The organism is Streptomyces sp. NPDC037013 (assembly GCF_055607265.1).
In genome coordinates this window covers 863,569-887,094 of record NZ_JBVJRV010000002.1, presented here as the reverse complement: position 1 = coordinate 887,094, position 23,526 = coordinate 863,569, and the positions used below count along the sequence as shown (strand labels likewise).

General features: G+C 71.4%; 22 protein-coding genes. 13 read left to right on the top strand and 9 right to left on the bottom strand.

All coding sequences use genetic code 11. The features are described from left to right. The first annotated feature begins 523 nt into the window (after positions 1-523). Genes ACZ7DY_RS09055 through ACZ7DY_RS09045 form a run of 3 tightly spaced genes read left to right on the top strand, consistent with a single transcriptional unit; the run spans position 524 to position 3,226 of the window. The gene (locus tag ACZ7DY_RS09055; RefSeq protein ID WP_471131945.1) at positions 524-1,480 is read left to right on the top strand and encodes an ABC transporter substrate-binding protein; all 957 of its coding nucleotides are present in this window, start codon (positions 524-526) and stop codon (positions 1,478-1,480) included. A 40-nt stretch (positions 1,481-1,520) separates the two neighbouring features. Next, entirely contained in the window at positions 1,521-2,465 is a 945-nt protein-coding gene (locus ACZ7DY_RS09050; RefSeq protein WP_471131944.1) for an amino acid ABC transporter permease, read from the top strand. Beyond that, complete coding sequence (locus tag ACZ7DY_RS09045) at positions 2,465-3,226, top strand: amino acid ABC transporter ATP-binding protein (protein WP_471131941.1); 762 nt, start codon at positions 2,465-2,467, stop codon at positions 3,224-3,226. The genes ACZ7DY_RS09050 and ACZ7DY_RS09045 overlap by 1 nt, the downstream gene beginning before the upstream one ends. A gap of 116 nt (positions 3,227-3,342) precedes the next feature. Here the strand turns inward: ACZ7DY_RS09045 and ACZ7DY_RS09040 are convergent, their stop codons facing one another. Beyond that, entirely contained in the window at positions 3,343-4,128 is a 786-nt protein-coding gene (locus ACZ7DY_RS09040; protein WP_471131938.1) for a methyltransferase, read from the bottom strand. A gap of 92 nt (positions 4,129-4,220) precedes the next feature. Between ACZ7DY_RS09040 and ACZ7DY_RS09035 the strand changes: the two genes are divergently transcribed. Further along, a complete protein-coding gene (locus ACZ7DY_RS09035) occupies positions 4,221-4,871 on the top strand; it encodes a CGNR zinc finger domain-containing protein (RefSeq protein ID WP_471131935.1) in 651 nt (216 codons plus the stop codon). Here ACZ7DY_RS09035 and sodX read toward each other — a convergent pair. Further along, complete coding sequence (gene sodX, locus ACZ7DY_RS09030) at positions 4,754-5,188, bottom strand: nickel-type superoxide dismutase maturation protease (RefSeq protein ID WP_471132434.1); 435 nt, start codon at positions 5,186-5,188, stop codon at positions 4,754-4,756. The genes ACZ7DY_RS09035 and sodX overlap by 118 nt on opposite strands. A gap of 144 nt (positions 5,189-5,332) precedes the next feature. Here sodX and sodN point away from each other — a divergent pair, with 144 nt between their 5' ends. The 4 genes from sodN (at position 5,333) to ACZ7DY_RS09010 (ending at position 9,806) form a co-directional block, all read left to right on the top strand. Next, positions 5,333-5,728, top strand: a complete 396-nt coding sequence (gene sodN, locus ACZ7DY_RS09025; protein ID WP_164560667.1) for a superoxide dismutase, Ni — start codon at positions 5,333-5,335, stop codon at positions 5,726-5,728. Positions 5,729-5,964: 236 nt separating this feature from the next. Next, on the top strand, positions 5,965-6,708 hold the full coding sequence (locus ACZ7DY_RS09020) for a GAF and ANTAR domain-containing protein (RefSeq protein WP_471131931.1): 744 nt from the start codon (positions 5,965-5,967) through the stop codon (positions 6,706-6,708). 410 nt (positions 6,709-7,118) lie between these two features. Further along, positions 7,119-7,511, top strand: coding sequence for an ANTAR domain-containing protein (locus tag ACZ7DY_RS09015; protein WP_471131928.1), 393 nt, complete (start codon positions 7,119-7,121; stop codon positions 7,509-7,511). Positions 7,512-7,655: 144 nt separating this feature from the next. Further along, positions 7,656-9,806: a GTP-binding protein gene (locus ACZ7DY_RS09010; RefSeq protein ID WP_471131926.1), complete on the top strand. Its 2,151-nt coding sequence runs from the start codon at positions 7,656-7,658 to the stop codon at positions 9,804-9,806. On the opposite strand, the gene ACZ7DY_RS09005 is transcribed toward ACZ7DY_RS09010, so the two are convergent. After that, positions 9,784-10,773: a LysR family transcriptional regulator gene (locus tag ACZ7DY_RS09005; RefSeq protein WP_471131924.1), complete on the bottom strand. Its 990-nt coding sequence runs from the start codon at positions 10,771-10,773 to the stop codon at positions 9,784-9,786. The two genes, ACZ7DY_RS09010 and ACZ7DY_RS09005, sit on opposite strands and share 23 nt — an antisense overlap. Positions 10,774-10,948: 175 nt before the next feature. Here ACZ7DY_RS09005 and ACZ7DY_RS09000 point away from each other — a divergent pair, with 175 nt between their 5' ends. Further along, positions 10,949-12,247: an MFS transporter gene (locus ACZ7DY_RS09000; protein WP_471131922.1), complete on the top strand. Its 1,299-nt coding sequence runs from the start codon at positions 10,949-10,951 to the stop codon at positions 12,245-12,247. Here the strand turns inward: ACZ7DY_RS09000 and ACZ7DY_RS08995 are convergent. From ACZ7DY_RS08995 to ACZ7DY_RS08970, 6 genes are all read right to left on the bottom strand, one after another. Continuing rightward, positions 12,186-13,208 carry a sigma factor gene (locus ACZ7DY_RS08995; protein ID WP_471131919.1) on the bottom strand — a complete coding sequence of 341 codons (1,023 nt, stop codon included), beginning with the start codon at positions 13,206-13,208 and terminating at the stop codon, positions 12,186-12,188. The genes ACZ7DY_RS09000 and ACZ7DY_RS08995 overlap by 62 nt on opposite strands. Before the next feature lie 135 nt (positions 13,209-13,343). Continuing rightward, entirely contained in the window at positions 13,344-13,973 is a 630-nt protein-coding gene (locus ACZ7DY_RS08990; RefSeq protein ID WP_471131918.1) for an HAD-IA family hydrolase, read from the bottom strand. A 141-nt stretch (positions 13,974-14,114) separates the two neighbouring features. Continuing rightward, a complete protein-coding gene (locus tag ACZ7DY_RS08985; RefSeq protein ID WP_471131915.1) occupies positions 14,115-14,399 on the bottom strand; it encodes a hypothetical protein in 285 nt (94 codons plus the stop codon). A 53-nt stretch (positions 14,400-14,452) separates the two neighbouring features. Then, positions 14,453-15,076, bottom strand: a complete 624-nt coding sequence (locus ACZ7DY_RS08980; RefSeq protein WP_471131913.1) for a GNAT family N-acetyltransferase — start codon at positions 15,074-15,076, stop codon at positions 14,453-14,455. An 866-nt stretch (positions 15,077-15,942) separates the two neighbouring features. After that, positions 15,943-17,079, bottom strand: coding sequence for a family 2 encapsulin nanocompartment cargo protein polyprenyl transferase (locus ACZ7DY_RS08975; RefSeq protein WP_471131912.1), 1,137 nt, complete (start codon positions 17,077-17,079; stop codon positions 15,943-15,945). A 102-nt stretch (positions 17,080-17,181) separates the two neighbouring features. Continuing rightward, positions 17,182-18,588 carry a family 2B encapsulin nanocompartment shell protein gene (locus tag ACZ7DY_RS08970; RefSeq protein ID WP_471131909.1) on the bottom strand — a complete coding sequence of 469 codons (1,407 nt, stop codon included), beginning with the start codon at positions 18,586-18,588 and terminating at the stop codon, positions 17,182-17,184. Positions 18,589-18,778: 190 nt separating this feature from the next. Here ACZ7DY_RS08970 and ACZ7DY_RS08965 point away from each other — a divergent pair, with 190 nt between their 5' ends. From ACZ7DY_RS08965 to ACZ7DY_RS08950, 4 genes are all read left to right on the top strand, one after another. Then, a complete protein-coding gene (locus tag ACZ7DY_RS08965; protein ID WP_471131906.1) occupies positions 18,779-21,388 on the top strand; it encodes a phosphatidylglycerol lysyltransferase domain-containing protein in 2,610 nt (869 codons plus the stop codon). A gap of 102 nt (positions 21,389-21,490) precedes the next feature. Next, positions 21,491-21,727, top strand: a complete 237-nt coding sequence (locus ACZ7DY_RS08960; RefSeq protein WP_471131904.1) for a hypothetical protein — start codon at positions 21,491-21,493, stop codon at positions 21,725-21,727. A 139-nt stretch (positions 21,728-21,866) separates the two neighbouring features. Continuing rightward, positions 21,867-22,457 (top strand): N-acetylmuramoyl-L-alanine amidase, encoded by a 591-nt coding sequence (locus ACZ7DY_RS08955; protein ID WP_471131901.1) that lies wholly within the window; start codon positions 21,867-21,869, stop codon positions 22,455-22,457. A 150-nt stretch (positions 22,458-22,607) separates the two neighbouring features. After that, positions 22,608-23,501 carry a 1-aminocyclopropane-1-carboxylate deaminase/D-cysteine desulfhydrase gene (locus ACZ7DY_RS08950; RefSeq protein WP_471131899.1) on the top strand — a complete coding sequence of 298 codons (894 nt, stop codon included), beginning with the start codon at positions 22,608-22,610 and terminating at the stop codon, positions 23,499-23,501. Positions 23,502-23,526 lie beyond the last annotated feature (25 nt).

Below are 23,526 nucleotides of genomic sequence, written 5' to 3'. Positions count from 1 at the left end.
GTGGGCGGGCACCGCGTCCGTTCTCCGCCTGTCGGCGGAGGGAGGTACGGACACGCGAGCGCGCCGCACACGCGCCCTGGGCCCCGGATGAGGGGTGTAGCCAACCTTTGTACCCGAAGGGGGTGGGCACGGGCGAGTGACATTGGTTGCAGCCAGCTCCGCAGACGTCCCTAGAGGACGGGACGAATGTCGCTGAGCCCCGCAGGTGACCGGCCGGAAAAGGAGCACTCTTCACGGCACCGAACAGTGGATGTCCGAATTCTCCGAATAGTGACCGCAAGGGGTCCACATAGCGAGATCCACCGGATATCGCTTGGTTAACGACGATTCGCTCCGACCCCCATACACCCTTGGCGTACCGGGATGGCGGGATTCGAAGCGCGCCCGTTATCCGATTTTGACATCTCCGGCACCCGAAATCGGACGGTCCGAATGGCAAGATGCCGTCATCACACGAGGTCGCGACACCCGAAGGTGTGTGCCCGACCCATCGGCAACTCCCTCATCCGCCGGAGGACCCACCATGACCGCCAGCTCCATTTGTCGCAGGACCGCAGCCAAGTCCGTCAGGTCTCGGATCACGGCGGTCGGCACGATCGCGGTCGCCGGCACGCTGCTGCTCTCCGGCTGCGGCGACCAGACCAACGACAGGGGAAGCGATTCGGTCAGCAATGCCCCGCTCGCCGACAAGCTCCCCCAGGACATCCGCGACAAGGGCGTCATCAAGGTCGGGTCCGACATCGCCTACCCGCCGGTCGAGTTCAAGGACAAGTCCGGCAACACCGTCGGCATCGACCCCGATCTGGGCGAGGCGCTCGGCAAGCAGCTCGGCGTGAAGTTCGAGTTCGAGAACGGCACCTTCGACACCCTCCTCGGCGGCCTGCGCTCCAAGCGCTACCAGGTCGCGATGTCGGCCATGACCGACACCAAGAACCGCCAGGAGGGCATCGACGAGGAGACCGGCAAGAAGGTCGGTGACGGCGTCGACTTCATCGACTACTTCACCGCGGGCGTCTCGATCTACACCAAGAAGGGCGACACCCAGTCCATCGAGACCTGGGCGGACCTCTGCGGCAAGAAGATCGTCGTCCAGCGCGGCACCGTCTCGCACGACCTGGCCAAGGCCGAGTCGAAGAAGTGCAAGGGCGGCAAGAAGATCGCGATCGAGCAGTTCGACAACGACCAGCAGGCCCAGACCCGACTGCGCTCCGGCGGCGCCGACGCGGGTTCGTCCGACTTCCCCGTGGCCGCGTACGCGGTGAAGACCTCGGGCGGCGGCAAGGACTTCGAGCTGGTCGGCGAGCAGGTCGAGGCCGCCCCGTACGGCATCGCGGTCTCCAAGAAGAACCCCAAGCTGCGGGACGCCATCCAGGCCGCGCTCGACGCGATCATCAAGAACGGCGACTACGACAAGATCATCAAGAAGTGGGGCGTCGAGGACGGCGCTGTCAAGAAGGCCAAGGTCAACGGCGGCAAGTGATCCCCTCCCCCTCCCTCCCCGTCGCTGAAAGGCCACTCACGTGACCCCCGACATCTCCAAGAAGGGCCCGGCGGACGACGTCCCCACGGCCCGCCCGGCGGAGGCCATCAGGGCCATCCCGGTCCGGCACTTCGGCCGGTACGTCGCCGCCGTCCTCGCGATCGGCGTACTCGCCTCGATCGTCTACGCCTTCTCGCAGGGCGACATCAACTGGGGCGCCATCCCCGACAACTTCTTCGACGACCGCATCCTCAGGGGCGTCCGCGAGACCCTGATCCTCACCTTCCTCTCGATGCTGATCGGCGTGGTCGGCGGTGTGCTCCTGTCGATCATGCGGCTGTCGAAGAACCCGGTCACGCAGTCGATCGCCTGGTTCTACATCTGGTTCTTCCGCGGTACGCCGGTCCTGGTCCAGCTCTTCGTCTGGTTCAACCTCGGCTTCGTCTTCGACTACATCAACCTCGGTCCGATCTACAAGGACGAGTGGTCGGACTTCATGACGCCGATGCTGACGGCGCTGCTCGGCCTCGGCCTCAACGAGGCCGCGTACATGGCGGAGATCTGCCGTGCCGGTCTGCTCTCGGTCGACGAGGGCCAGACCGAGGCCGCGCACGCGCTCGGCATGAGCCACAACAAGACGCTGCGCCGCGTGGTGCTTCCACAGGCGATGCGCGTCGTCGTGCCGCCGACGGGCAACGAGTTCATCAACATGCTGAAGACGACGTCGCTGGTGGCCGCCGTCCAGTACTACGAGCTCCTCAAGTACGCGCAGGACATCGGCACCTCGTCGGGCGCCACGGTGGAGACGCTGCTGCTCGCCGCCTGCTGGTACCTGATCATGACGTCGATCCTCAGCGTCGGTCAGTTCTACCTGGAGCGTTACTACGCCCGCGGTTCGTCGCGCTCCCTGCCGGACACCCCCTTCCAGAAGATCAAGGCCAACATGCTGTCGCTGAGCAACCGCGGCGCCGGAGGTGTCCGCTGATGACCGCCATGGTGAAGGCCGAGGGCGTCCACAAGTCCTTCGGCAACGTAGAGGTCCTCAAGGGCATCGACCTGGAGGTGAAGTCGGGCGAGGTGTTCTGCCTCATCGGCCCGTCCGGCTCCGGCAAGTCGACGTTCCTGCGCTGCATCAACCACCTGGAGAAGATCAACGCCGGCCGGCTGTACGTCGACGGGAACCTCGTCGGCTACCGGCAGAAGGGCGACAAGCTCTACGAGCTGAGGGACAACGAGGTCGCCCTGCAGCGCCGGGACATCGGCATGGTCTTCCAGCGCTTCAACCTCTTCCCGCACATGACGGCGCTGGAGAACGTCATGGAGGCGCCGATCCAGGTCAAGGGCGTCGCCAAGGCCCAGGCCCGGGAGCGGGCCGGACAACTCCTGGAGCGGGTCGGCCTCGGCGACAAGGCGGGCAACTACCCCTCGCAGCTCTCCGGTGGCCAGCAGCAGCGCGTGGCCATCGCCCGCGCGCTGGCGATGGACCCGAAGCTGATGCTCTTCGACGAGCCGACCTCGGCGCTCGACCCCGAGCTCGTCGGTGACGTGCTCGACGTCATGCGCGACCTCGCGGAGTCCGGCATGACCATGGTCGTCGTCACGCACGAGATGGGCTTCGCCCGCGAGGTCGGCGACAGCCTCGTCTTCATGGACGAGGGCGTGGTGGTCGAGTCGGGCCACCCGCGCGAGGTCCTGACCAACCCGCAGCAGGAGCGGACGCAGTCGTTCCTGTCGAAGGTGCTGTAGCAGCACCCCGTAAGGGGCGCGGGGAACTGCGCGAGCAACCACGGCGGACCCGCACCCGGGAACGCGCGGAAGGGGCGGTACGGATCACGCATCCGTACCGCCCCTTCGCGCGCCGGTCACTTGAGCCCAAGAACCATCGCATCGGAGGGCGAGGCCCACACCGTCCGCGCCTCGCCGAACCCCGCCTCGCGCAGCGTCCGCGCGTGCCACTCGGGCGGCGGGGTGTCGCCGTCCGCGTGCTCGCCGTAGATCTCGAAGCGCTTGGCGGTGGGCTCGGCAAGCACCGGGTCCTTGGCGGCGAGCTGCCACCATTCCTTCCAGTCCACCGCGCCCTCGGCCTTGGCCCGGTCCATCCGGGCGTGGCGCTGGGCGCGGTCGGCCTCGTTCAGACGGGGCGTCGCGGGGTCGGGCATGTGGTCGGCGTTCATGAAGACGCCGCCGTCCCGTACGAGGCCTGCGACCTGGCCGTAGAGGGCGGCGAGCGGCTCGCTGTACAGCCAGTGCAGCGCGGTGGCGGTGAGCACGGCGTCGTAGCTGTCGTGCGGCAGCACGGCGGTCCAGTCGGGGTCCTTCAGGTCGGCGGTGACGAAGGTGACCCGGTCGTCCCCGGCGAAGGTGCCCTCGGCGATGGTGAGCAGGGCGGGGTCGAGGTCGACGCCGACGCTTGTCGCGTTCGGGAACCTCTTGAGGAGCCGGTCCGTAATACTTCCCGTACCGCACGCCAGGTCGAGGACGCGCGGTGCGGTGCCGACCACGGCCTCGACCATGTCCAGCATGATGCGGAACCGCTCCTCGCGGTCGGGCAGGTACCACTGCTGCTGCCGGTCCCAGCTGTCCTGCCAGGCGCGCCAGTCGGTGCCGAACGCGGCCCCCGCCTCGGTTCCGGTCCCCGTTTCCGTCATCAGAACCCCTCCACTCCGTAATACCCTGGTACCGCAATCGGCCATTACCGGCCGACGAGAATGACCATAGCCCGCCCTCGTAAGGACTACAAGTGGAACTGGCCTATTACTCGGACTACGCCGTACGCCTGGTCAACAGCGAGGAGCCGGGCCGCAACAAGGACACGCTGACGTCCGTCGAGGCGATCAAGGAGCTGTTCGGGCCGAGCACCCAGATGGCCCGTCGCGCGACCGACTCCGACGTCACCCGCTTCCGGTCCGTGCGGGGCAGGCTCCGGGCGGTCTTCGAGGCGGCGGACGCCGGCGACGAGACGCTCGCGGTCGACCTGCTGAACTCACTGCTCCTGGAGTTCCCCGTCAGCCCGCAGATCTCGGGCCACGACCACCGGGACGACGACGGCCGCCCCCTGTGGCACATGCACCTGGCGGACCACCCCTCGAACGCGACCGCGGGGTACGCCGCCATCGCCGCGATGGGCCTCGCCTTCCACCTCACCGAACACGGCGTGGAGCGCTTCGGGCTGTGCGAGGCGGCGCCGTGCCGCAACGCCTACCTGGACACCTCGACCAACCGCTCCCGGCGCTACTGCTCGGACCGCTGCGCGACCCGGGCCAACGTCGCCGCCTACCGCGCCCGCAAGCGCCTGGAGGCCGAGCGGTCCGCGGGCACCGGCCGTACGGCACCCAGCGCCCAGCGCACCAGCGCGAACGGCGAACGCCGGCCCGGCGTCGGCGGACGGTAGCGGAACCGCACCTTCCCCAGGACGAGTTCCTCGGGAACGACGCCGTAGTCCGTGCTGTCCCCACCCGCGAAGGCGTTGTCCCCGAGCACCCACCACCCGCCCTCGCGCCGCTCCTTGGCCCGCTTGACGACCAACAGGTCCTGCTGGAAGGGGTGGCACAGGATCACCACGTCACCCGGACGTACGCGCGCGCCCCACCGCACGAGCAACCGGTCCCCGTGGTGCAGCGTCGGCACCATCGAAGGCCCCGTCACCTCCGCCGCGCCCCACGGCACAAGGGCCTTTCCGCGCTCGCTCTCCTGCGACAGCTCCGGCATCACCGGCACCTCCCCGGTCCTATCCTCCACCAGTCCCAGTCTGACCCTGGACTTTTGACCTAAGCCCATGGGGGCACTCGCGAAAACCCGCCTCTCACGGAGTAATGTCCCACCTGAGAAGACGATCACGAGGAGGACAGCACCATGCTTTCCCGCCTGTTTGCCCCCAAGGTGAAGGTCAGCGCCCACTGCGACCTGCCCTGCGGTGTGTACGACCCGGCCCAGGCCCGCATCGAGGCGGAGTCGGTCAAGGCCGTGCAGGAGAAGATGGCCGGCAACGACGACGCGCACTTCCAGGCGCGCGCCACGGTCATCAAGGAGCAGCGCGCCGAGCTCGCGAAGCACCACGTCTCGGTGCTGTGGAGCGACTACTTCAAGCCCCCGCACTTCGAGAAGTACCCGGAGCTGCACCAGCTGGTCAACGACACCCTCAAGGCCCTCTCGGCCGCGAAGGGCTCGACGGACCCGGCCACGGGCCAGAAGGCGCTGGACTACATCGCCCAGATCGACAAGATCTTCTGGGAGACCAAGAAGGCCTGATTCTCCCCGGGTCGACGGCCCGCGCCCGCGCGGGCCACGTCACCCGTCCGACCGCACCCGGTCCGGGGCGCCGCGAGACCGGCGCCCGTGACGGACCGGGTGCGGTCGTCTGCGTGCCCCCACGCGTTGCTCGCCGGTCCTGCGGATTCCCGTACGGGTGGGCGGGGCCGAGAGGGCGTACGCGGCCCGCCGGCTGTGGGAAGGTGGCCTCAGATCACTGTCGGAGGTGGGTCGGCATGCTGGAGTCGCCGCGCGAGGAACAGCTGGCCGACGCCTTCGTCGACCTCGCCGACACCTTGGTGCGGCCCTTCGACGTCATCGGATTCCTGCACACCCTCGCCGAGCACTGCGTGGCCCTGCTCGACGTCGCGGCGGTCGGCGTACTCCTCGCCACCCCGGACGGCCACCTGGTGGACGCCGCGGCCTCCGACGAACGCACCCGGCAGCTGGAGCTCGCCGGCGTCGAGTGGGACGAAGGCCCCTCCCGGGACTGCTACCGGACCGGAGCACACGTTCCCGACGTACCGCTGGCGTCCTCGTCGGCCGGGAAACGGTGGCCGCGGTTCGCGCCGAGAGCCGCCGCCGCGGGCTTCACCTCGGTCGTGGCGGCGCCGCTGCGGCTGCACGACCAGGTGATCGGGGCGCTGGACCTGTTCCGGGACCGGCCCGGGCCCCTGGGCGAGTCCCAGCTGCGGCTCGGTCAGGCGCTCGCCGACACCGCCACCATCGGGGTCCTGCAACAGCGGGCGGTGAGCGAGCAGATGACGGTCTCCGCACAACTGCAGGCGGCGCTGGACAGCCGCATCGTCATCGAGCAGGCCAAGGGCTATCTGGCGCACCGCCGTGACACCGGTGTCGAGGAGGCCTTCACCCTCATGCGCCGCTACGCCCGCGACCACCAGACGCGGCTCACCGAGATCGCCCGTCAGGTCCTGGAGGGCACGGCCGACGCGACGCTCCTTCAGCGGCGCGATCCGTGAGCCGTCGGCCCCTCGGCGCCGCCCGGTGGGCCGGCCACCGACCGACCCGTACGCCGCCCGGAACGGAGCGTGTCCGGTGATCCACCCGGTGATGACCGGCTACTTGCGCGCCCTCAGTTCGCACCGGGGGCCGGGCCTGGCACCCCTGCCCCTGGAGGCCTGCGCCGGCATGCTGGGCCTCGACGGTCTCGGGCTGCTCCTGACGCCGGGGGACGGCCCGGGCGAACTGGTCCAGTCCTTCGGCACGCGCACGCTCGCCCTCGAGGACCTGCAACAGGTCCAGGGCCAGGGGCCCAGCCTGGACGCCGCCCGGCACGGAGCGCTGATCCTGCTGCCCGACGTGACCGACCCCTCGACGTTCGCGGCTCCAGCGCTGGCCCGGTCTGCCGGTCGCCGTCCAAGGGCTCGGCGTGCGTGCGGTGTTCGCCTTCCCGCTGCGCATCGGGGTCATCGCCCTCGGCGCGCTCACCGGCCATCGCACGCGCAGCGGCCCGATGACCACCGGTCAGCTCACCGAAGCCTTCCGGCTGACCGACACCATCGCCCAGATCGCCGTCACGACGGCCGCCGAGGGCGAGAACCCCTGGACCCCGCTGCTGGACGATCCCGGTCTGCACTTCGCCGAGGTCCACCAGGCCACGGGGATGCTCGCCGCCCAGCTGGGGACCGGGTGCGACCACGTCCTGGTCCGGCTGCGCGGATACGCCTTCAGCCACGACCTGCCCCTGCTGGACGCCGCCCGTGAGGTGCTGGCCCGCCGCCTGCGCCTGGACGACGACGGCGACGGGCGGGGTGTCACGTAAATCATTTGCCGCCCCCGGCCGCCGCCTGCTGCACTGACGGCAGCCGGCAAGAGCGGGCGGAATCTGCGGAGGAGACGGAAATGCGGCGTTCGTGCATGTCCCACACGAAAGGAATTTCCACTTCCGCAAAGGACATGACGGTACGTGCATTCATCTGCCCCGCACATTCTGAACCTGGGCATCCTGGCCCACATCGACGCCGGTAAGACCAGCCTCACCGAGCGGCTCCTGCACACCGCCGGAGTCATCGACGAGGTCGGCCGCGTCGACGACGGAAACACCCGGACCGACACCCTCGCCCTGGAGCGACGCCGCGGCATCACCATCAAGTCCGCGGTCGTCTCCTTCGTCATCCCCGCCCCGGCAGCCCAGGCGGGGGACGCGACGGGCCACGACGTCACGGTCAACCTCATCGACACCCCCGGCCACCCGGACTTCATCGCCGAGGTGGAGCGGGTCCTGAGCGTGCTCGACGGCGCCGTGCTCGTGGTCTCCGCCGTGGAGGGCGTCCAGGCGCAGACCCGCGTGCTGCTGCGGACCCTGCGGCGGCTGCGCATCCCCACGCTGATCTTCGTCAACAAGGCGGACCGCGGCGGCGCCCGGCACGAGGGCGTCCTGGACCACATCGCCGAGCGGCTGACCCCGGACATCGTCGCCATGGGCACGGTCGCCGGGCTCGGCACGCGTGCGGCCCGCTTCCTCCCGTTCGGCGCGGCGGACACGGACGGGTTCGTCACGCCGCTGACCGAGCTGCTCACCGCCCACGACGACGCGCTCCTCGCCGCGTACGTCGACGACCCGACGTCCCTCTCGTACGAGCGCCTCCGCGCCGAACTGGCCCGGCAGACCCATCGCTCGCTGGTGCATCCGGTGTTCTTCGGCTCGGCGGCGACCGGCGCGGGCGTCGCCGAACTCGTCGACGGGATGCGGGAGTTGCTGCCCGCACCGGTCGGGGACACGGAAGGACCCGTCTCCGGGACCGTGTTCAAGGTCGAGCGCGGCGCGGCCGGGGAGAAGGTCGCGTACGTACGGATGTTCTCGGGCACCGTCCGCACGCGCGACCGCGTGGACATCGAAACCGGCACCGGCACCGTTGGTGGCAGCGGTCGGGGCGAAGGCAAGGTCACCGCCATCAGCGTCTTCGACCGGGGCGATGACGTGCGCGCCACCGAGGTCGGAGCGGGGCGCATCGGCAGGCTCTGGGGGCTCGGCGACGTCCGGATCGGGGACGTGATCGGCGTACCGCCCAAGGGGGTCGAGCCCGGTGCCCATTTCTTCGCGCCGCCGACCCTGGAGACGGTCGTCTCCCCGCTGCGTCCCGCCGACCGCGGCGCCCTGCACCTCGCGCTCACCCGGCTCGCCGAGCAGGACCCGCTGATCGACCTGCGTCAGGACGGCATCCGCCGGGAGATCGCGGTCTCGCTCTACGGCGAGGTGCAGAAGGAGGTCATCCAGGCGACCCTCGCCGAGGAGTTCGGGCTCGACGTCCGCTTCCGGGAGACCACGACGATCTGCGTGGAGCGCGTGGCCGGGACCGGGTCGGCGTTCGAGATCATCGACAAGGATCCCAATCCGTTCCTCGCCACCGTCGGGCTGCGGGTGGAGCCCGCGCCGGTCGGCGCCGGGGTCGGGTTCCGGCTCGGGGTCGAACTCGGCTCGATGCCGTACGCGTTCTTCCGCGCCGTGGAGGAGACCGTCCACGAGACGCTGCACCAGGGGCTCTACGGCTGGCGTGTCCCCGACTGCACGGTGACCATGACGCACGCCGGGTACTGGCCGCGCCAGAGTCACGCCCACGGCACCTTCGACAAGAGCATGTCGAGCACCGCGGGCGACTTCCGGAACCTGACACCGCTGGTGCTGATGGACGCGCTGCGGAAGGCGGGCACGGTGGTGCACGAGCCGATGCACCGCTTCCGGATCGAGCTGCCCGCCGACACCGTCGGGGCGGTCCTGCCCGTCCTCGCGCGGCTGCGGGCCGTCCCGCACACGCCGACGGCGAGCGGCACCTCGTACCGTCTGGAGGGCGACATCCCTGCCCAGCAGGTGCACGCGCTGGAGCAGTTGCTGCCCGGACTCACGCGCGGCGAGGGCGAGTTGGAGACCGCCTTCGACCACTACGAGCCGGTGCGCGGCGGCACGGTCCCCACCCGGGATCGGACGGACCACGACCCCCTCGACCGCAAGGAGTATCTGCTGCGCGTGGTCCGCAGGACGGACGGCGGGGGCCGGGAGGAGGCCGCAGGGACGGGCGGGTACGAGGCGGGCGGTGTCAGCGGGGCGGCCGTGCGGTGACGTCGGCGCCGGCCGCGCCCGCCGCGCCGTCGGGGCGCGGTGTCGTGGCCCAGGAGGGCAGCCAGAGGGGCCCGGGCAGCGGCGCCAGGCCGGCGAAGTGGTCGATGACACCGCGCAGCCCCGGGTGCGGGTTGGCCGCGGGGAGCATGAGGGAGAGGGGGTAGACGGGCGTCGGATCCACCAGGGGGATGCGGCGCAGGTCGTGGTGGGTGGGCCAGACGTACCGGTCGCGCGCGCCGACGAAGGTGGCGAGGTCGGCGGAGTCGGCGAGGGCGTCGAGGAGCACCTCGTTGCCGAAGTTCGGGCCCGCCGCGTCGACTTCGAGGTCGAAGCGGGTGGTGAGCTGGTCGTAGAAGTCGGCCCATTCGCTGCCCGGTGCGATGCCCGGCACCCAGATGCGGAGTCCGCGCAGCCGGGACGGGGGCAGCGTGCGGGCGGAGGCGAGCGGGTGCCGGGGGCCGACGAGGAGTTCCAGCGGCGAGTCGAAGGCGTGGATCATCCGCACGTCGGGCGGCAGGGTGGCCGGGTCGGTGACGGACCGGAACGAGGCGTCGATGTCGCCGGCCGCCACGGCGGCCGCCGCGACGTGCGGGTCGTCGACCCTGAGGGTCACCACGTCGAGGTCGGTTCCGGGGTGCGAGCGCCAGTACTCGTGCAGGATGACGGCCTGGGCGCTGCGCAGGCCGAGCACGTCGATCCGCAGGGCCCGCGACCCGGGCCGCACCGCGGTGACGGCGCGGTCGACGCCCGCGACGATGCTCCGCGCGTGCGGGAGGAACGCCTGACCGTCGAGGGTCGGCGTGACCCCGCGGGCGGTACGGGTGAACAGGCGGACCCCGAGCTCACGCTCCAGGGCGGCGACCCGCTTCGAGACCGCCTGCTGGGTCACGCCCAGCTCGTCGGCGGCGTGCTGCAACTGTCCCAGCTCGGCCGCCCGCACGAACGATCGCACTGCCTCGGTGTCCATACGCCCCAGCCTAGGCACCCCCAACCGATGGTTGTGGCTCGCCCGAGGAGGGTTGTTTGATCCCTGGTCCGCTCGGCCGGTGTGATGCACGGACCCAAACATCGGTTGTCGCGGAGCAGGTGGGGAGGGCGGCGTGCGTCTGAGGTGGAGGCCCGGGGTGGGGTGGGGGCCGGAGGTGAGGTGGGGGCCGGATTTCGGCTGGCTGTGGGCGGCGTACGCCGTCAGCACGTACGGCACGTGGCTGGCCTTCGGAGCGTTTCCGCTCCTCGCGGTCCGGGTGCTGCACGCGTCGGCGTTCGCGGTGTCGCTGCTGCAGGCGGCCGGGCTGGCGGTCGCGGCGCTCGTGGCGTTCCCGCTCGGGCCGTGGGTCGAGCGGCGGGCCAAGCGTCCGGTGATGATCGCGATGGACCTGGTCCGGTTCCTCGCGCTGGCGAGCGTGCCGGCCGCGTACGTCCTCGGCCTCCTCTCGTACGCCCAGCTGCTGGTCGTCTCGGTCGTCACCGGCACGGCGGGCATCGCCTTCACCGCCGCGTCCGGCGCGTATCTGAAGCACCTCGTCCCCGGCGACCGCCTCCTCGCCGCGAACGGGAGGTTCGAGGGCACGAGCTGGGTGGCGACCGCCGCGGGCCCGCCCCTCGGCGGCGCGCTCGTCGGGCTGCTCGGCCCGGTCGTCACCGTCCTGGCCGACGCCGTCAGCCACCTGCTGTCCGCGCTCGCGGTCCTGCGCATCCGCGGCGGCGACGTCGCGGCGCCGCGCGAGCGGGCGGCCGGGGTGCGCGGCGCCGACCTCCTCGCCGGCTGGCGGCACATCGTCGGCGACGGCGCGCTGCGGCGCCTGTTCCTCAACTCGATCCTGGTCAGCGGCCTGATCACGGCCACCGTCCCGCTCCTGTCCGTGCTCCTCCTTGACACCTACCACTTCCCCGCGTGGCAGTACGGCCTCGCCTTCGGCCTCCCGGCGCTGGGCGGCTTCGTGGGCGCGCGGCTCTCCCCGCGCCTCGTGGACCGTTACGGCCGGGACCGGGTCATGACCGTCTCCGGCCGCCTGCGATCCTTCTTCCCGCTCGGCCTCGCGTTCCTGCGCCCCGGGACCTCCGGCCTGCTCATCGTGATCGTCGTCGAAGCGCTGCTGATCACCTGCATGGGCGTCTTCAACCCGATCCACGCCACGGAACGCCTGCGCCGGACCCCGCCCGGCCACGCCGCCCAGGTCCTCAGCGCCTGGAGCGTCAGCAGCAGACTCGTACAGGCCTCTCTCGTCGTGATCTGGGGCGTCCTCGCCACGCTCACCGGCCCGCTGCCCGCGATCACGGCATCCGGCGTGCTCCTGCTCGCCACCCCGCTCCTGCTGCCGAGCGCGGCACACATGGCGGCCCCACCAGGGGCCGCCGGGCCGTCCGGCCCTTCCCCTCCTAGAGGCCGAGCGCGGGAAGGTCGAGACGCTGGAGCCGCTCGCGGTCCGCGAGGATGTTGATCTCCGCGATCCTGCCGTCCACGACCGTGAAGGACGCGAGCGCGACCGCCTCGCCGCCGGGCACGCCGACCAGGCCGGGCATGCCGTTGACGAGCACCATGCGCTGGTACGGGGCGACCCGCGCGAACATCGCCGCCTGCCCGGCGACCACCGCGGCACCCCGCACCACCTTCGACAGGCCCGAGGACAGCTCCCCGGTGTCGGCGCGCAACACCACGTCCGGGTCGAGGAGTTCGAGCAGCGCGTCGAAGTCACCGGAGCGCGTGGCGGCCATCCACGCCTCGACGACCTCGCGCTGCTTGGCGATGTCGGTCTCCGCGGCGGGCGTCGAACCCTGCACCCGTCGGCGGGCCCGGCTGGCCAGCTGCCGGGTGGCGGCCGTCGTGCGCTCCACGATCGGCGCGATCTCGTCGAACGGCACGGCGAACATGTCGTGCAGCACGAACGCGAGCCGCTCCGCGGGTGCCAGCGTCTCCAGTACGACGAGGAGCGCGAGCCCCACCGAGTCGGCAAGCAGCACTTCCTGCTCGGGATCGACCGCGTCCACGCGGGTCACGATCGGGTCGGGGATGTGCGTCTCACCGAAGGTCTGCAGGGACGCGTCCAGGGAGTCCTCGCGGCGCGACTGCCGCGAGCGCAGCAGGTCGAGACAGATGCGGCCGACGACCGTGGTCAGCCAGCCGGCCAGATTCTGCACCTCGCCCGTCCCCGAGCCCACGCCCGTTCCCGAGCCCACGCCCGGGCCCACGCCCGTTCCCGAGCCCACGCCCGGGCCCACGTCCGTCCCTGAGCCCACGCCGGAACCGGCTTCCGCGCGGCTGAGCCGGAACCACGCCTCCTGCACCGCGTCCTCGGACTCGCTCAGCGAGCCGAGCATGCGGTACGCGACCGCGTTCAGCCGGGGCCTGTGCTCCTCGAACCTTGCCGCGAGCGCGACCTGCGCCGATCCGTTCTCGTCCATCTGTCACTTTCTCCCGTCGCGGTCCGTCATGGATATGACGTCCGGCCCCACCCATACGTGACAACCAAGGAGAACAGTAATGATCACTGGCAGGGGCGGAGTCAGCAGGTCGCGGCCCCCTGCGAAAAGGGCAGGTCAGAGCAGCGGGGCCAGCGCTTCCCTGAGGTCCGCCGGTTCGCGGTAGAGGAGGCCGGTCATGCCGAGCCCGACGGCGGCGTCCACGTTCTCCTCGCGGTCGTCGACGAAGAGGCAGCGGCGGGGCGCGACGCCGGCCCGCTCCGCCGCCGTCTCGTAGATACGGTGGTCCGGCTTGACGACGCCGAGATCCGCGCTGCCGACCACGTCGTCCAGGCAACCGTCGGGCCCGGTCAGGCCGAGCAGGGCGAGGTCCTCGGCGAGCCACGGCGTGGCATTCGTGACGAGCAGCACGGGCACTCCGGCCGCCCGGACCCGCCGCAGCAGGCCCACCACCTCGTCGTCCGCCCAGAACTTCGCCTCCGCCAGCGTCGTCCCCAGCTCGTGGCCGCGCGCCCACGGCACCCGGTCGGCGAGCCCGTCGGCGATGGCCCTGATCCACTGTTCGCGGGTGATCTCGCCACGCATCAACGGCATGTCGGTCTCGGGTTCGAACGCCACCTCGGCCGTACTGCCCCGGGGCAGGCCGATCGCGCTCTCCAGCTGTTCGAGTTCCGCCATGTCGTAGAAGCGGATCACGCCGTCGAGGTCACACAGGACGGCGTCGAACGCCCGGCCGCTGATGGTCATCACAGTTGTCTATCACGCCACTCGGTCACCATAGTCACCGAGCATTCACCGCACTTGGCACGCACCTGATCCTGGTACGTGCGGACGGCCTCGTACCTCGTACCTCGGAACGCCCGCCCCTTGGCTCTCCCCGGGGCCCCCTCAGTCGCCTTCGCCGCCTCCGGTGTCGTCCCGGGCGGCCCACCTCCTGCCGTGCCGGGACCGGAAACGCCTCGCGGCCGGCCCCTCGCCCGCCTTCTCGTCCTCATCGAGGACGCACGCCTCGCACTCCGCGTTGCGGCACGGCCCGGGACCCCATTCGGGGACGAACACCCCGAGCACCTTGCGCCGCCGGATCGCCGTGCCCACCGGGCCTCCGCAGACCCCGCACACGTTTCCCCGCGCGTCCTGCGGGACGGGGCCGGGCCGTGGCTCTTCGCTGCCCATACCTCCAGGCTATTCCGGGTCGGCCCGCCGGACACCCCTTCGACCTCGGTCTTTCAGGGGGCGACGCGGACCGCCCTCGGTTTGCGCCACATGGGCCACATGCGTGGCCCGTCGGGCAGGTCGAGGGTCGTCCCCGTGAAGTCGAACCCCAACCGCGCGTACAGGTCCCGGCTGCGCGCGTTGCTCGCCTCCAGATACGCGTGCAGGCCCTCGCGATCGCACCGTTCGAGCACGGCGGCGATCAGCTCCGTGCCGAGCCCCTCGCCCTGCCGGTCGGGGTGCACGGCGATGAGGTGCAGGTACTCGTGCGCCCTGTCGGTCGGATGGATCGCGTCCGTCAACCGCCCTATGAGCTCGACGCGTTCGTTCCCGGGGTCGACGGCCTGGCGCAGCAACGCCGGCCCGTCCTGGCCCTCGTCACCTCCCTCTCCCTCGTGTGCCGTCGCGGGCACGGACCACCACAGCGCCACGGCCGCGCCGTCCTCGGTGACGTCGACGTACCCCTCGCTGAGCGCGAGGTCGAAGAACGCCCGCATCAGCCCGCCGTGCAGACGCAGCCGACGCTCCTCGTCGGGGAAGACCCAGCTGCTCACCGGGTCCTGCATGAACGCCGCATCGAGCAACCGGACCACGTCCTCCCGGTCCCCCTCCCCGGCCCTCCGGATCGCCACACCCACAGCCCACCCCTTACCGCTCGCCCACTCCGGACGACGCACAGGCCACGGTCAACTCTTGGCCTCAGCACGCCGGTTGCAGCGTAAGTGATCGCCTGCGTGGGTTGGGTTGCGGGGGAAGGACCACTTCCCCCCGTGCCATGACCTCGCGGATGGGCGGGCTTTGGGTGGGGGGTACGGGCGGTCGGGCGGCTGGGGCTGGGCGGTGGGGGCCGGGGTGGGGCGGTTGGGGAGGCGTGGCGGTGGAGGCGGGAGCGGGGCGGTGCAGAAGGGGGGCGGTGGAGGGGACGGACGGGCCCATCCCACCCGTGACCACCCCTACCCCACCCAGCCCGGCTCCGCCCCGACACGCCCCGACACGACTCGACTCGACGACCCGACCCGACCCGACCCGATCGCTCCGGCTTCATCCCCGTCGTCTCACGCACACCTCCTCCAAGACGCCCCCCAGTCACATCTCCCCCAGTCTCACGCGCGTCTCTCCCCAGACCCGCACTCCGTGGGTCCCCCCGGCCCACGCTCCGTCGCTCCCCTAGGCCCGCATTCCCCCAGGCCCGCACCCGTCTCTCCCCAGACCCGGACTCCGTCGCCCCCCAGGCCCACGTTCCGTCGCTCCCCTAGGCCCGCACTCCCCCAGACCTGCGCTCAGTCGCTCCCTCGCACTCCCCCAGGCCCGCTCCGTCCCTCCCTCAGGCCCTCGCCCCCGCACTCCCTTGCTCCCCGACCCCCCGTTCCCTTCTTCTCCGCCCTCTCTCCCCCCAACCCGCTGCCCCTAGCCCCCCGGTACCCCCTGCCCCGACCCTCCGGCCCCCGCTCCCTTCTCCGCCCCTCCCCCCTGCTCCCCGGCCCCGGCCCCTTCTCTCTCCCCCTCAGTGCGTACGCCGAGTCACAAACTCGGCCAGCGCCAACAAACCCCCCGCCGCCTCCGGGTCCGGGATCGCCCTGGCCAGTTGGTCGACCGCCCGGGACATCCGGTCCGCCGCGTGCACCTGTGCCCAGTCCCGGCCGCCTGCCCTTTCCACGGCGCGGGCCGCGTGGGCCGCGCACTCCAGGACGTCTTCCGCCCCGGCGTCCCCCGCCTTGCCGGGCAGCCCTCCGTACAGCCCGGCGAGTTCGGTCGCGGCCGGTGTGCCCGAGGTCAGGGCCGCCACCACCGGCAGGGACTTCTTGCGGGCCGCCAGGTCCGCGCCGGCCGGCTTGCCGGTGTGGCCCGGGTCGCCCCAGATGCCGATGACGTCGTCGATGAGCTGGAAGGCGAGGCCCGCCTCCCGGCCGAAGCCGTCCAGCGCGTCCGTCTCGGCCCGGCCCGCGCCCGCGTACACCGCCCCGAGCGCACAGGCGCAGCCGAGCAGCGCTCCCGTCTTGGCCTCGGCCATGGCCAGGCACTCTTCCAGCGTCACCTCGCCCGGCGCGCGATCCTCCAGTTCGCAGTCCGCGAGCTGGCCCGCGCAGAGCTCCACGACGCAGGCGGCGAGGCGTGCGGCCGCCACCGAGGCCCCCGGGTGGGGATCCTCCGCGAGCCACCGCATCCCCAGCGCCTGCATGGCGTCGCCGGCCAGGATCGCGGCGGGCTCGCCGAACACGGTCCATGCGGTGGGCCGGTGTCTGCGCGTGGTGTCGCGGTCCATCACGTCGTCGTGCAGGAGCGTGAAGTTGTGGATCAACTCCACCGCGGCGGCCGCCCGCACGGCCGTCGCCGGTTCCCCGCCGAGCGCCCGTACCGCGGTGAGCACGAGCGCCGGCCTGATGGCCTTGCCCGCGTTCCCCGATGCCGGTGTGCCGTCCGCGTGTTCCCACCCGAAGTGGTAGAGCGCGATCCGGCGCAGTGAGCCGGGCAGCGAGTCGATCGCTCTGCGCAGCTCAGGATCGACGTACGCCCGCGCCGAGGCCAGGATCTCCGCTGCCTCGTGCCCTTCCCCGGGCCCGGTGCCGGCCCCGGGATCTCGGCCCGTCACGTTCGCCGCCCCTGCCCTGCCCGCCGCCGTGTCCGTCGTCGTGTCCGTCATGGACTCACCCCGTGAAGGATGCGGACGGTGGCTGTTCCTCGGTCTGTGGGCGCGTACGGAGGGGGTGTACCCCGCCCCGCGCCCCCAGACACGGGAGCCGGCTCACCCCCAGCGGCCGATCTCGACGTTCTCCAGGACGCCGAGCGCGTCGGGGACCAGCACGGCCGCCGAGTAGTAGGTCGAGACCAGGTACGAGATGATCGCCTGCTCGCTGATGCCCATGAACCGTACGGACAGGCTCGGTTCGATCTCGTCCGGGATGCCGCTCTGGCGGAGGCCGACGACGCCCTGTTCCTCCTCTCCCGTACGCATGCAGATGATGGATGTGGTGCGGGCCTCGGTGACCGGGATCTTGTTGCACGGGAAGATCGGCACACCGCGCCAGGTGGGGATCCTCGTGCCCGCCACGTCGATGGTCTCGGGGACGAGGCCGCGCTTGTTCAACTCCCGCCCGATCGCGGCGATCGCGCGCGGGTGGGCGAGGAAGAGCTTGGATCCGCGCCTGCGGCTGAGCAGTTCGTCCAGGTCGTCCGGGCCGGGAACGCCGTCGTGGGGCTGGAGCCGCTGGTCGTACTCGCAGTTGTTGAGGAGGCCGAACTCGCGGTTGTTGATGAGCTCGTGCTCCTGGCGCTCCTTGAGCGCCTCGACGGTCAGCCGCAACTGCTGCTCGGTCTGGTTCATCGGCTGGTTGTAGAGGTCGGCCACGCGCGTGTGGATGCGCAGGACGGTCTGGGCGACGCTCAGTTCATACTCGCGCGGTGCCGATTCGTAGTCCACGAAGGTGCCGGGCAGCACGGCCTCGCCGACGTGGCCGGCCGACAGGTCGATCGCCGCCTCGCCGTACTTGTTGGTGCGCTGGGCCGGGATCGACCGCAGCCGCTGGAGGTGGCCGCGCAGTGACTCGCTGCGCTCCGCGATCTGTTCGAGGTCCTGACGGGGCAGGGCGAGGACCGTGCAGGCGGTCACCGCGCGTGCGGTGTACTCCCAGATCGTCTCGGGGTCGATGAGTGCCTGCTCGCCGAAGTACGCACCGTCGGCGAGCGTTTCGAGCACCGTGTCGTCCCCGTAGGGCCCGGCGCCCACTTTTTCGACGCGGCCGTGCGCGATGAGGAACACCTCGTCCACGGGGCTGCCGAAGGAGGTCAGCACCTCGCCCGCGGCGAACTCCCGCTGCTGGCAGCGCTGTGCCAGCTGTCCCAGCACCTCCTGGTCCTCGAAGTCCCGCAGCGCCGGCAGCTCGCCGAGCTCGGCCGGGATGACCTGGACGCTGTCGCCCGTTTTCACGAAGGTCACCCGGCCGTCGCCGACCGAGTAGCTCAGCCTGCGGTTCACCCGGTACGTGCCGCCCTGCACCTGGACCCAGGGCAGCATCCGCAGCAGCCAGCGGGAGCTGATCTCCTGCATCTGCGGCGCGGACTTGGTGGTGGTGGCCAGATTCCGCGCGGCGGATGTGCCGAGACTCTGCTGCGGCTTCTCCGGCTCAGTACGGACCTCTTCGCCTACCGACATTGGCTTTGCCCTCCCGAATACCAAGATCTGCGGTGATCTGCTCCCCCAAGCCTTCCAGCACGGAGCGTGGCCGCGCCATTACACAAACGAGCGGGAATGGATCACGCTCCGACGGGGCAGGGAGGGGTGTTTCCACCCGTTCGGCCCAACTCGGGGTGTGCCGGGCGGGGCAGGCTGGTGGGCTCGGGAGATGACCACCTCCGAGGCCTCCGCCGACGCGGGCGCGCAGGAGCCGGCCCCGGCGGCACCGCTCGCGCCACCGGGCGAGCGCGGCCCGGCGCGCTGGCTGCACGCCGTCGGCCGGGCGTTCGAACCGGTCCGGCGTGCGCCGGTGACCGTCTTCGTCGTGGTGGCGCTGTGGGCCGTGGGCGCCTTGACCGGAAGCCTCGGCGCCGGCCCGTCCGGCACGCTCCTGGACGACGTCGGCGTAGGCGTGCCCGCGCTCGCCGACGGGCGCTGGTGGACGCCGCTCACCTCGATCCTGTGGTGTCCGGGCATCGGCAACTACATCGGCTCCACCCTGCTGTTGCTGCTCCTGGGCTCGGCGGCCGAGCAGCGCATGGGCTCCGTACGCACCGGCGTCGTCCTGGTCCTCGGACAGGTGCTCGGTTCGCTGCTCGGCACCGGTGTGGTCAAGCTGGGCGCGCTGGCCGGCGAGGACTGGCTGGACGACCTCTCGCACAACCTGACGGCGACGCCCGGGATCGGCGCCTGCGCCGTCGGCGCCTTCCTCAGCTTCCGCCTCAGCGCCCTGTGGCGGCGCAGGCTCCAGCTGTGCCTGACCGTCTTCCCGCTGATGCTCGCGCTGTACGTCGGCCATCTCCAGGGGGTGCTGCGGCTGGCCGGCGCGGTGGTGGGGCTGGGGCTCGGCGCCCTCGCGCACCGGCACACGCACCGTCTGCGCATGCCGCACGCCTCGCACTCGGAGGGCCGGGTCCTGGTCGCCCTCGTGGTGGCCGCGTCCGCCATAGGCCCCCTCATCGCCACGCTCTACAAGGACTCGCTCGGCCCGTTCAACGTCCTGGACCTGTACGTCTCCGGCGGGCCGAGCCCCCAGGACATCGCGGACGCCTGCGCGCAGGCGGACAGCACGGAGTGCGCCCGCATCCGCGCCCAGGACCACTTCTACGGCTCTCCGGCGATGCTCATGGGGATCGCCATCCCGCTGCTGCTGCTCGTCCTCGCCGAGGGGATGCGCCGCGGCCTGCGGCTGTCCTGGCGGATCACCGTGGCCGCGCAGCTGGTGTGGCTCGGGCTCATGGCGTACCTGCTCAGCGACATCGCCTCGCACCCGGACCGGTACGTCCTGGAGGGCAGCGACCTGGCCGACCAGAAGGCCGCGATGATCCAGGCGGTCGTCGAGCAGATGATGCTGCCGCTGCTCGTCCTGGTGTTGCTCTTCCTCACCCGGCGCCTCTTCGAGCAGCCGCTCTCGCGCACCACCGCCACCCGGCTCGCGGGGTTGGTCGGCGGCACGCTGCTGCTGTCCTGCCTCGCGTACGTGGGCATCGGGTACGCGGTGCGCGACCAGTTCACGCCCGACGCGACGTTCCCGAAGCTGGTCGCCGGCATCCCCGCCCAGTTCCTGCCGCCGAGCTACGAACCGTTCTTCTTCCAGGGCCGGGCCCCCGTCCCGGTCGGCGGCACCGCCCTGGCCCTGTACGAGTACTGCGGGATGCTCTTCTGGGTGGTCACGCTGATCGCGCTGTTCGTGGCGTTCCGGCGGCCCTTGATGCACGCCGACGCCGACGCGGCCACGCGCGCGCGTGCCCTGCTCGCCGCGCACGGCGGGTCCACGCTGTCGTATCTGACGACATGGCCCGGCAACCACTACTGGTTCTCGGCGGACGGCAGGGCCGCGGTCGCCTACCGGGTGCGTTCCACGGTCGCGCTCACCACGGGGGACCCCTTCGGGGAGCCGTCCGCGCGCGGGGAGGCGATCGGCGGCTTCGCCGAGTACTGCGACCGGCGCGGCTGGACGCCCTGCTTCTACAGCGTCACGGACGAGGTGAAGGCGCGGACCGCCGCCTTGGGCTGGAGCTCGGTGCAGGTCGCCGAGGACACCGTGGTGCCGCTTCCGGAGCTGGCCTTCACGGGCAAGAAGTGGCAGGACGTCCGCACGGCCCTGAACAAGGCCAAGAAGGAGGGCATCACCGCGGAGTGGCACACCTTCCCGGAGGCGCCCATCGCGCTCACCGACCAGATCCGCTCGATCTCCGAGGAGTGGGTCGCGGACAAGGGTCTTCCGGAGATGGGCTTCACGCTCAGCGGCCTCGACGAACTCGACGACCCGCACGTGCGCTGCCTCCTGGCCGTCGACGAGGACCGCACGGTGCACGGCATCACGAGCTGGATGCCCGTCTACGGAGACTCCCCAAAAGCCGCGGACGACTCCCCGGCGCCACCCGTGGGCTGGACCCTGGACTTCATGCGGCGCCGCTCCGACGGGTTCCGCGGCTCGATGGAGTTCCTGATCGCGTCCGCCGCACTCGGCTTCAAGGAGGAGGGCGCCCAGTTCCTCAGCCTCTCCGGAGCGCCGCTGGCCCGCTCCGACACCGGGGAGCCGCCCGCGGCGCTGCAACGACTGCTGGACTACGCCGGCCGGACGCTCGAGCCGGTCTACGGCTTCCGTTCGCTGCTCAACTTCAAGGCGAAGTTCCAGCCCCAGTACCGACCCATGTACATGTGCTACCCGGACCCTGCCGCGCTGCCCAACATCACGCGGGCGATCGGCAAGGCCTACTTGCCGCACATGAAGCCGTCCCAGGGCGTGCGCCTGATGCGCAAGCTGACCACCTAGACAGCAGAAGGAGGCCGGGAACCGCAAGATCCGCTCGACCGTTGAACCGCATGCGGGGCATTCGCACCACTCGCGCCTCGCACCGACCGGCAGGAGACAGCAATGGCAGGCTTCCTGGATCGCGCCAAGGAGCAGGCCCAGCGGGGCCTCACGCAGGGCAAGCAGAAGATCGACGAGGTCCAGGAGAAGCGCGCCGGCGACGCCCTCCTGAAGAAGCTCGGCGCCGCGTACTACGCGGAGCGCCGGGGCACCGGCTCCGCACAGGACACCCAGCAGGCGTTGCAGGCACTGGAGACGCACATCGCGACGCACGGGGACGGCTTCCTGCACGGCAGTTGACCGGATCGGCTCGCACGGTGCCCGAACAGTCCCCTGATCGCTTCCGAACAGCTGGTTCGGGCACCCCGGCTCCGGTACAAGCAGGGCATACGAGACGGTCCGCGAACGGCGGCCGTCGTGCCCTGCAAAGGAGGCGGTCATGGCCCCACCCATGTCCGCGGGCGCTTTTCTCCATGCCCTGCGAGACGAAGGCGTGACCGTCGTCGAGGTCGGCGACTGGGAGCACCACAACCGCAACCACAAAGGCCCCTGGGGGCCCGTGCACGGGGTGATGATCCACCACACCGTGACGTCGGGCAGCGACCGCACGGTGGAGATCTGCCGCGACGGTTTCCCCGCACTGCCGGGCCCGCTCTGCCACGGCGTCATCACCAAGGACGGCCGCGTCCACCTCGTCGGCTACGGCCGCGCCAACCACGCGGGCCTCGGCGATGACGAGGTGCTCCGCGCCGTCATCGCGGAGAAGCGGCTGCCTCCGGACAACGAGGCGAACACCGACGGGAACCGCCACTTCTACGGCTTCGAGTGCGAGAACCTCGGCGACGGCGAGGACCCCTGGCCCGACGCCCAGCTGGACGCCGTCGAGAGGGTCTCGGCGGCGATCTGCCGCGTCCACGGATGGACCCAGCGCTCGGTGATCGGCCACCTGGAGTGGCAGCCGGGCAAGATCGACCCGCGCGGCTTCACGATGCACTGGATGCGCGACCGCATCGAGGAACGCCTCAAGTAGCCCGCACGCACCCCACGAGACACACCCCACGAGAAGGACGCCCGGGGAGCCCCGTTCCAGGGCTCCCCTGCCGGACGGCACGCCACGGGAGACAATGGCGGGGTGTGTCCCCACCCGCCCGCCGGTCCGCGCCCCAGGCTGCCGTCCCCGTTGCAGCAGATCGAGGACGACCGCTTCGCCCGCCACGGAGTACGGCTGCTGCTCAAGCGGGACGACCTCATCCACCCCGACCTGCCGGGCAACAAGTACCGCAAGCTCGTCCTGAACCTGCGGGCCGCGGCCGACGCGGGCCACGACACCCTCCTGACCTTCGGCGGCGCCTACTCCAACCACCTGCGCGCGACCGCCGCGGCGGGCCGGCTCCTGGGCTTCGCCACGATCGGCGTGGTCCGCGGCGACGAACTCGCCGACCGCCCCCTGAACTTCTCCCTGACGCGCTGCGCGGCCGACGGCATGCGCCTGCACTTCGTCGACCGGGCGACGTACCGGCGCAAGGCCGAGCCCGACACCCTGGCGGACCTCCTGCGGGCCACGGACGCCCACAGCGCCTACGTGATCCCGGAGGGCGGCAGCAACACCCTCGCGGTGCGTGGCTGCACGGCCCTCGGCGAGGAGCTGCGCGAGCACACCGACGTGGCGGCCGTGGCGTGCGGCACCGGCGGCACGCTCGCCGGCCTGGCCGCCGGGCTCGGCCCGGACCGGCGGGCCCTCGGCATACCGGTCCTCAAGGGCGGCTTCCTGGGCACCGACATAGCGGCACTGCAGCGGCAGACCTTCGGCGAGCCCACCACCAACTGGCAGCTGGACGACCGTTTCCACGGCGGCGGCTACGCCCGTACCCCGCCCGAACTGCTCGCTTTCGCCGCGGACTTCGAGGACCGCCACGGCCGCGCGACCGGCCTCTCCGTGGAACGCCTCTACGTCGCCAAGCTCCTGTACGCCCTGACGGCCCTCTCCGAAGAGGGCGCCTTCCCGCCCGGCACCCGCCTCACCGCGGTGATCACCGGCGTACGCGAGGAACCACCGGCGGCCGCCACGGGCTAGGCCACCACGCGGCCCGTCACTCCCC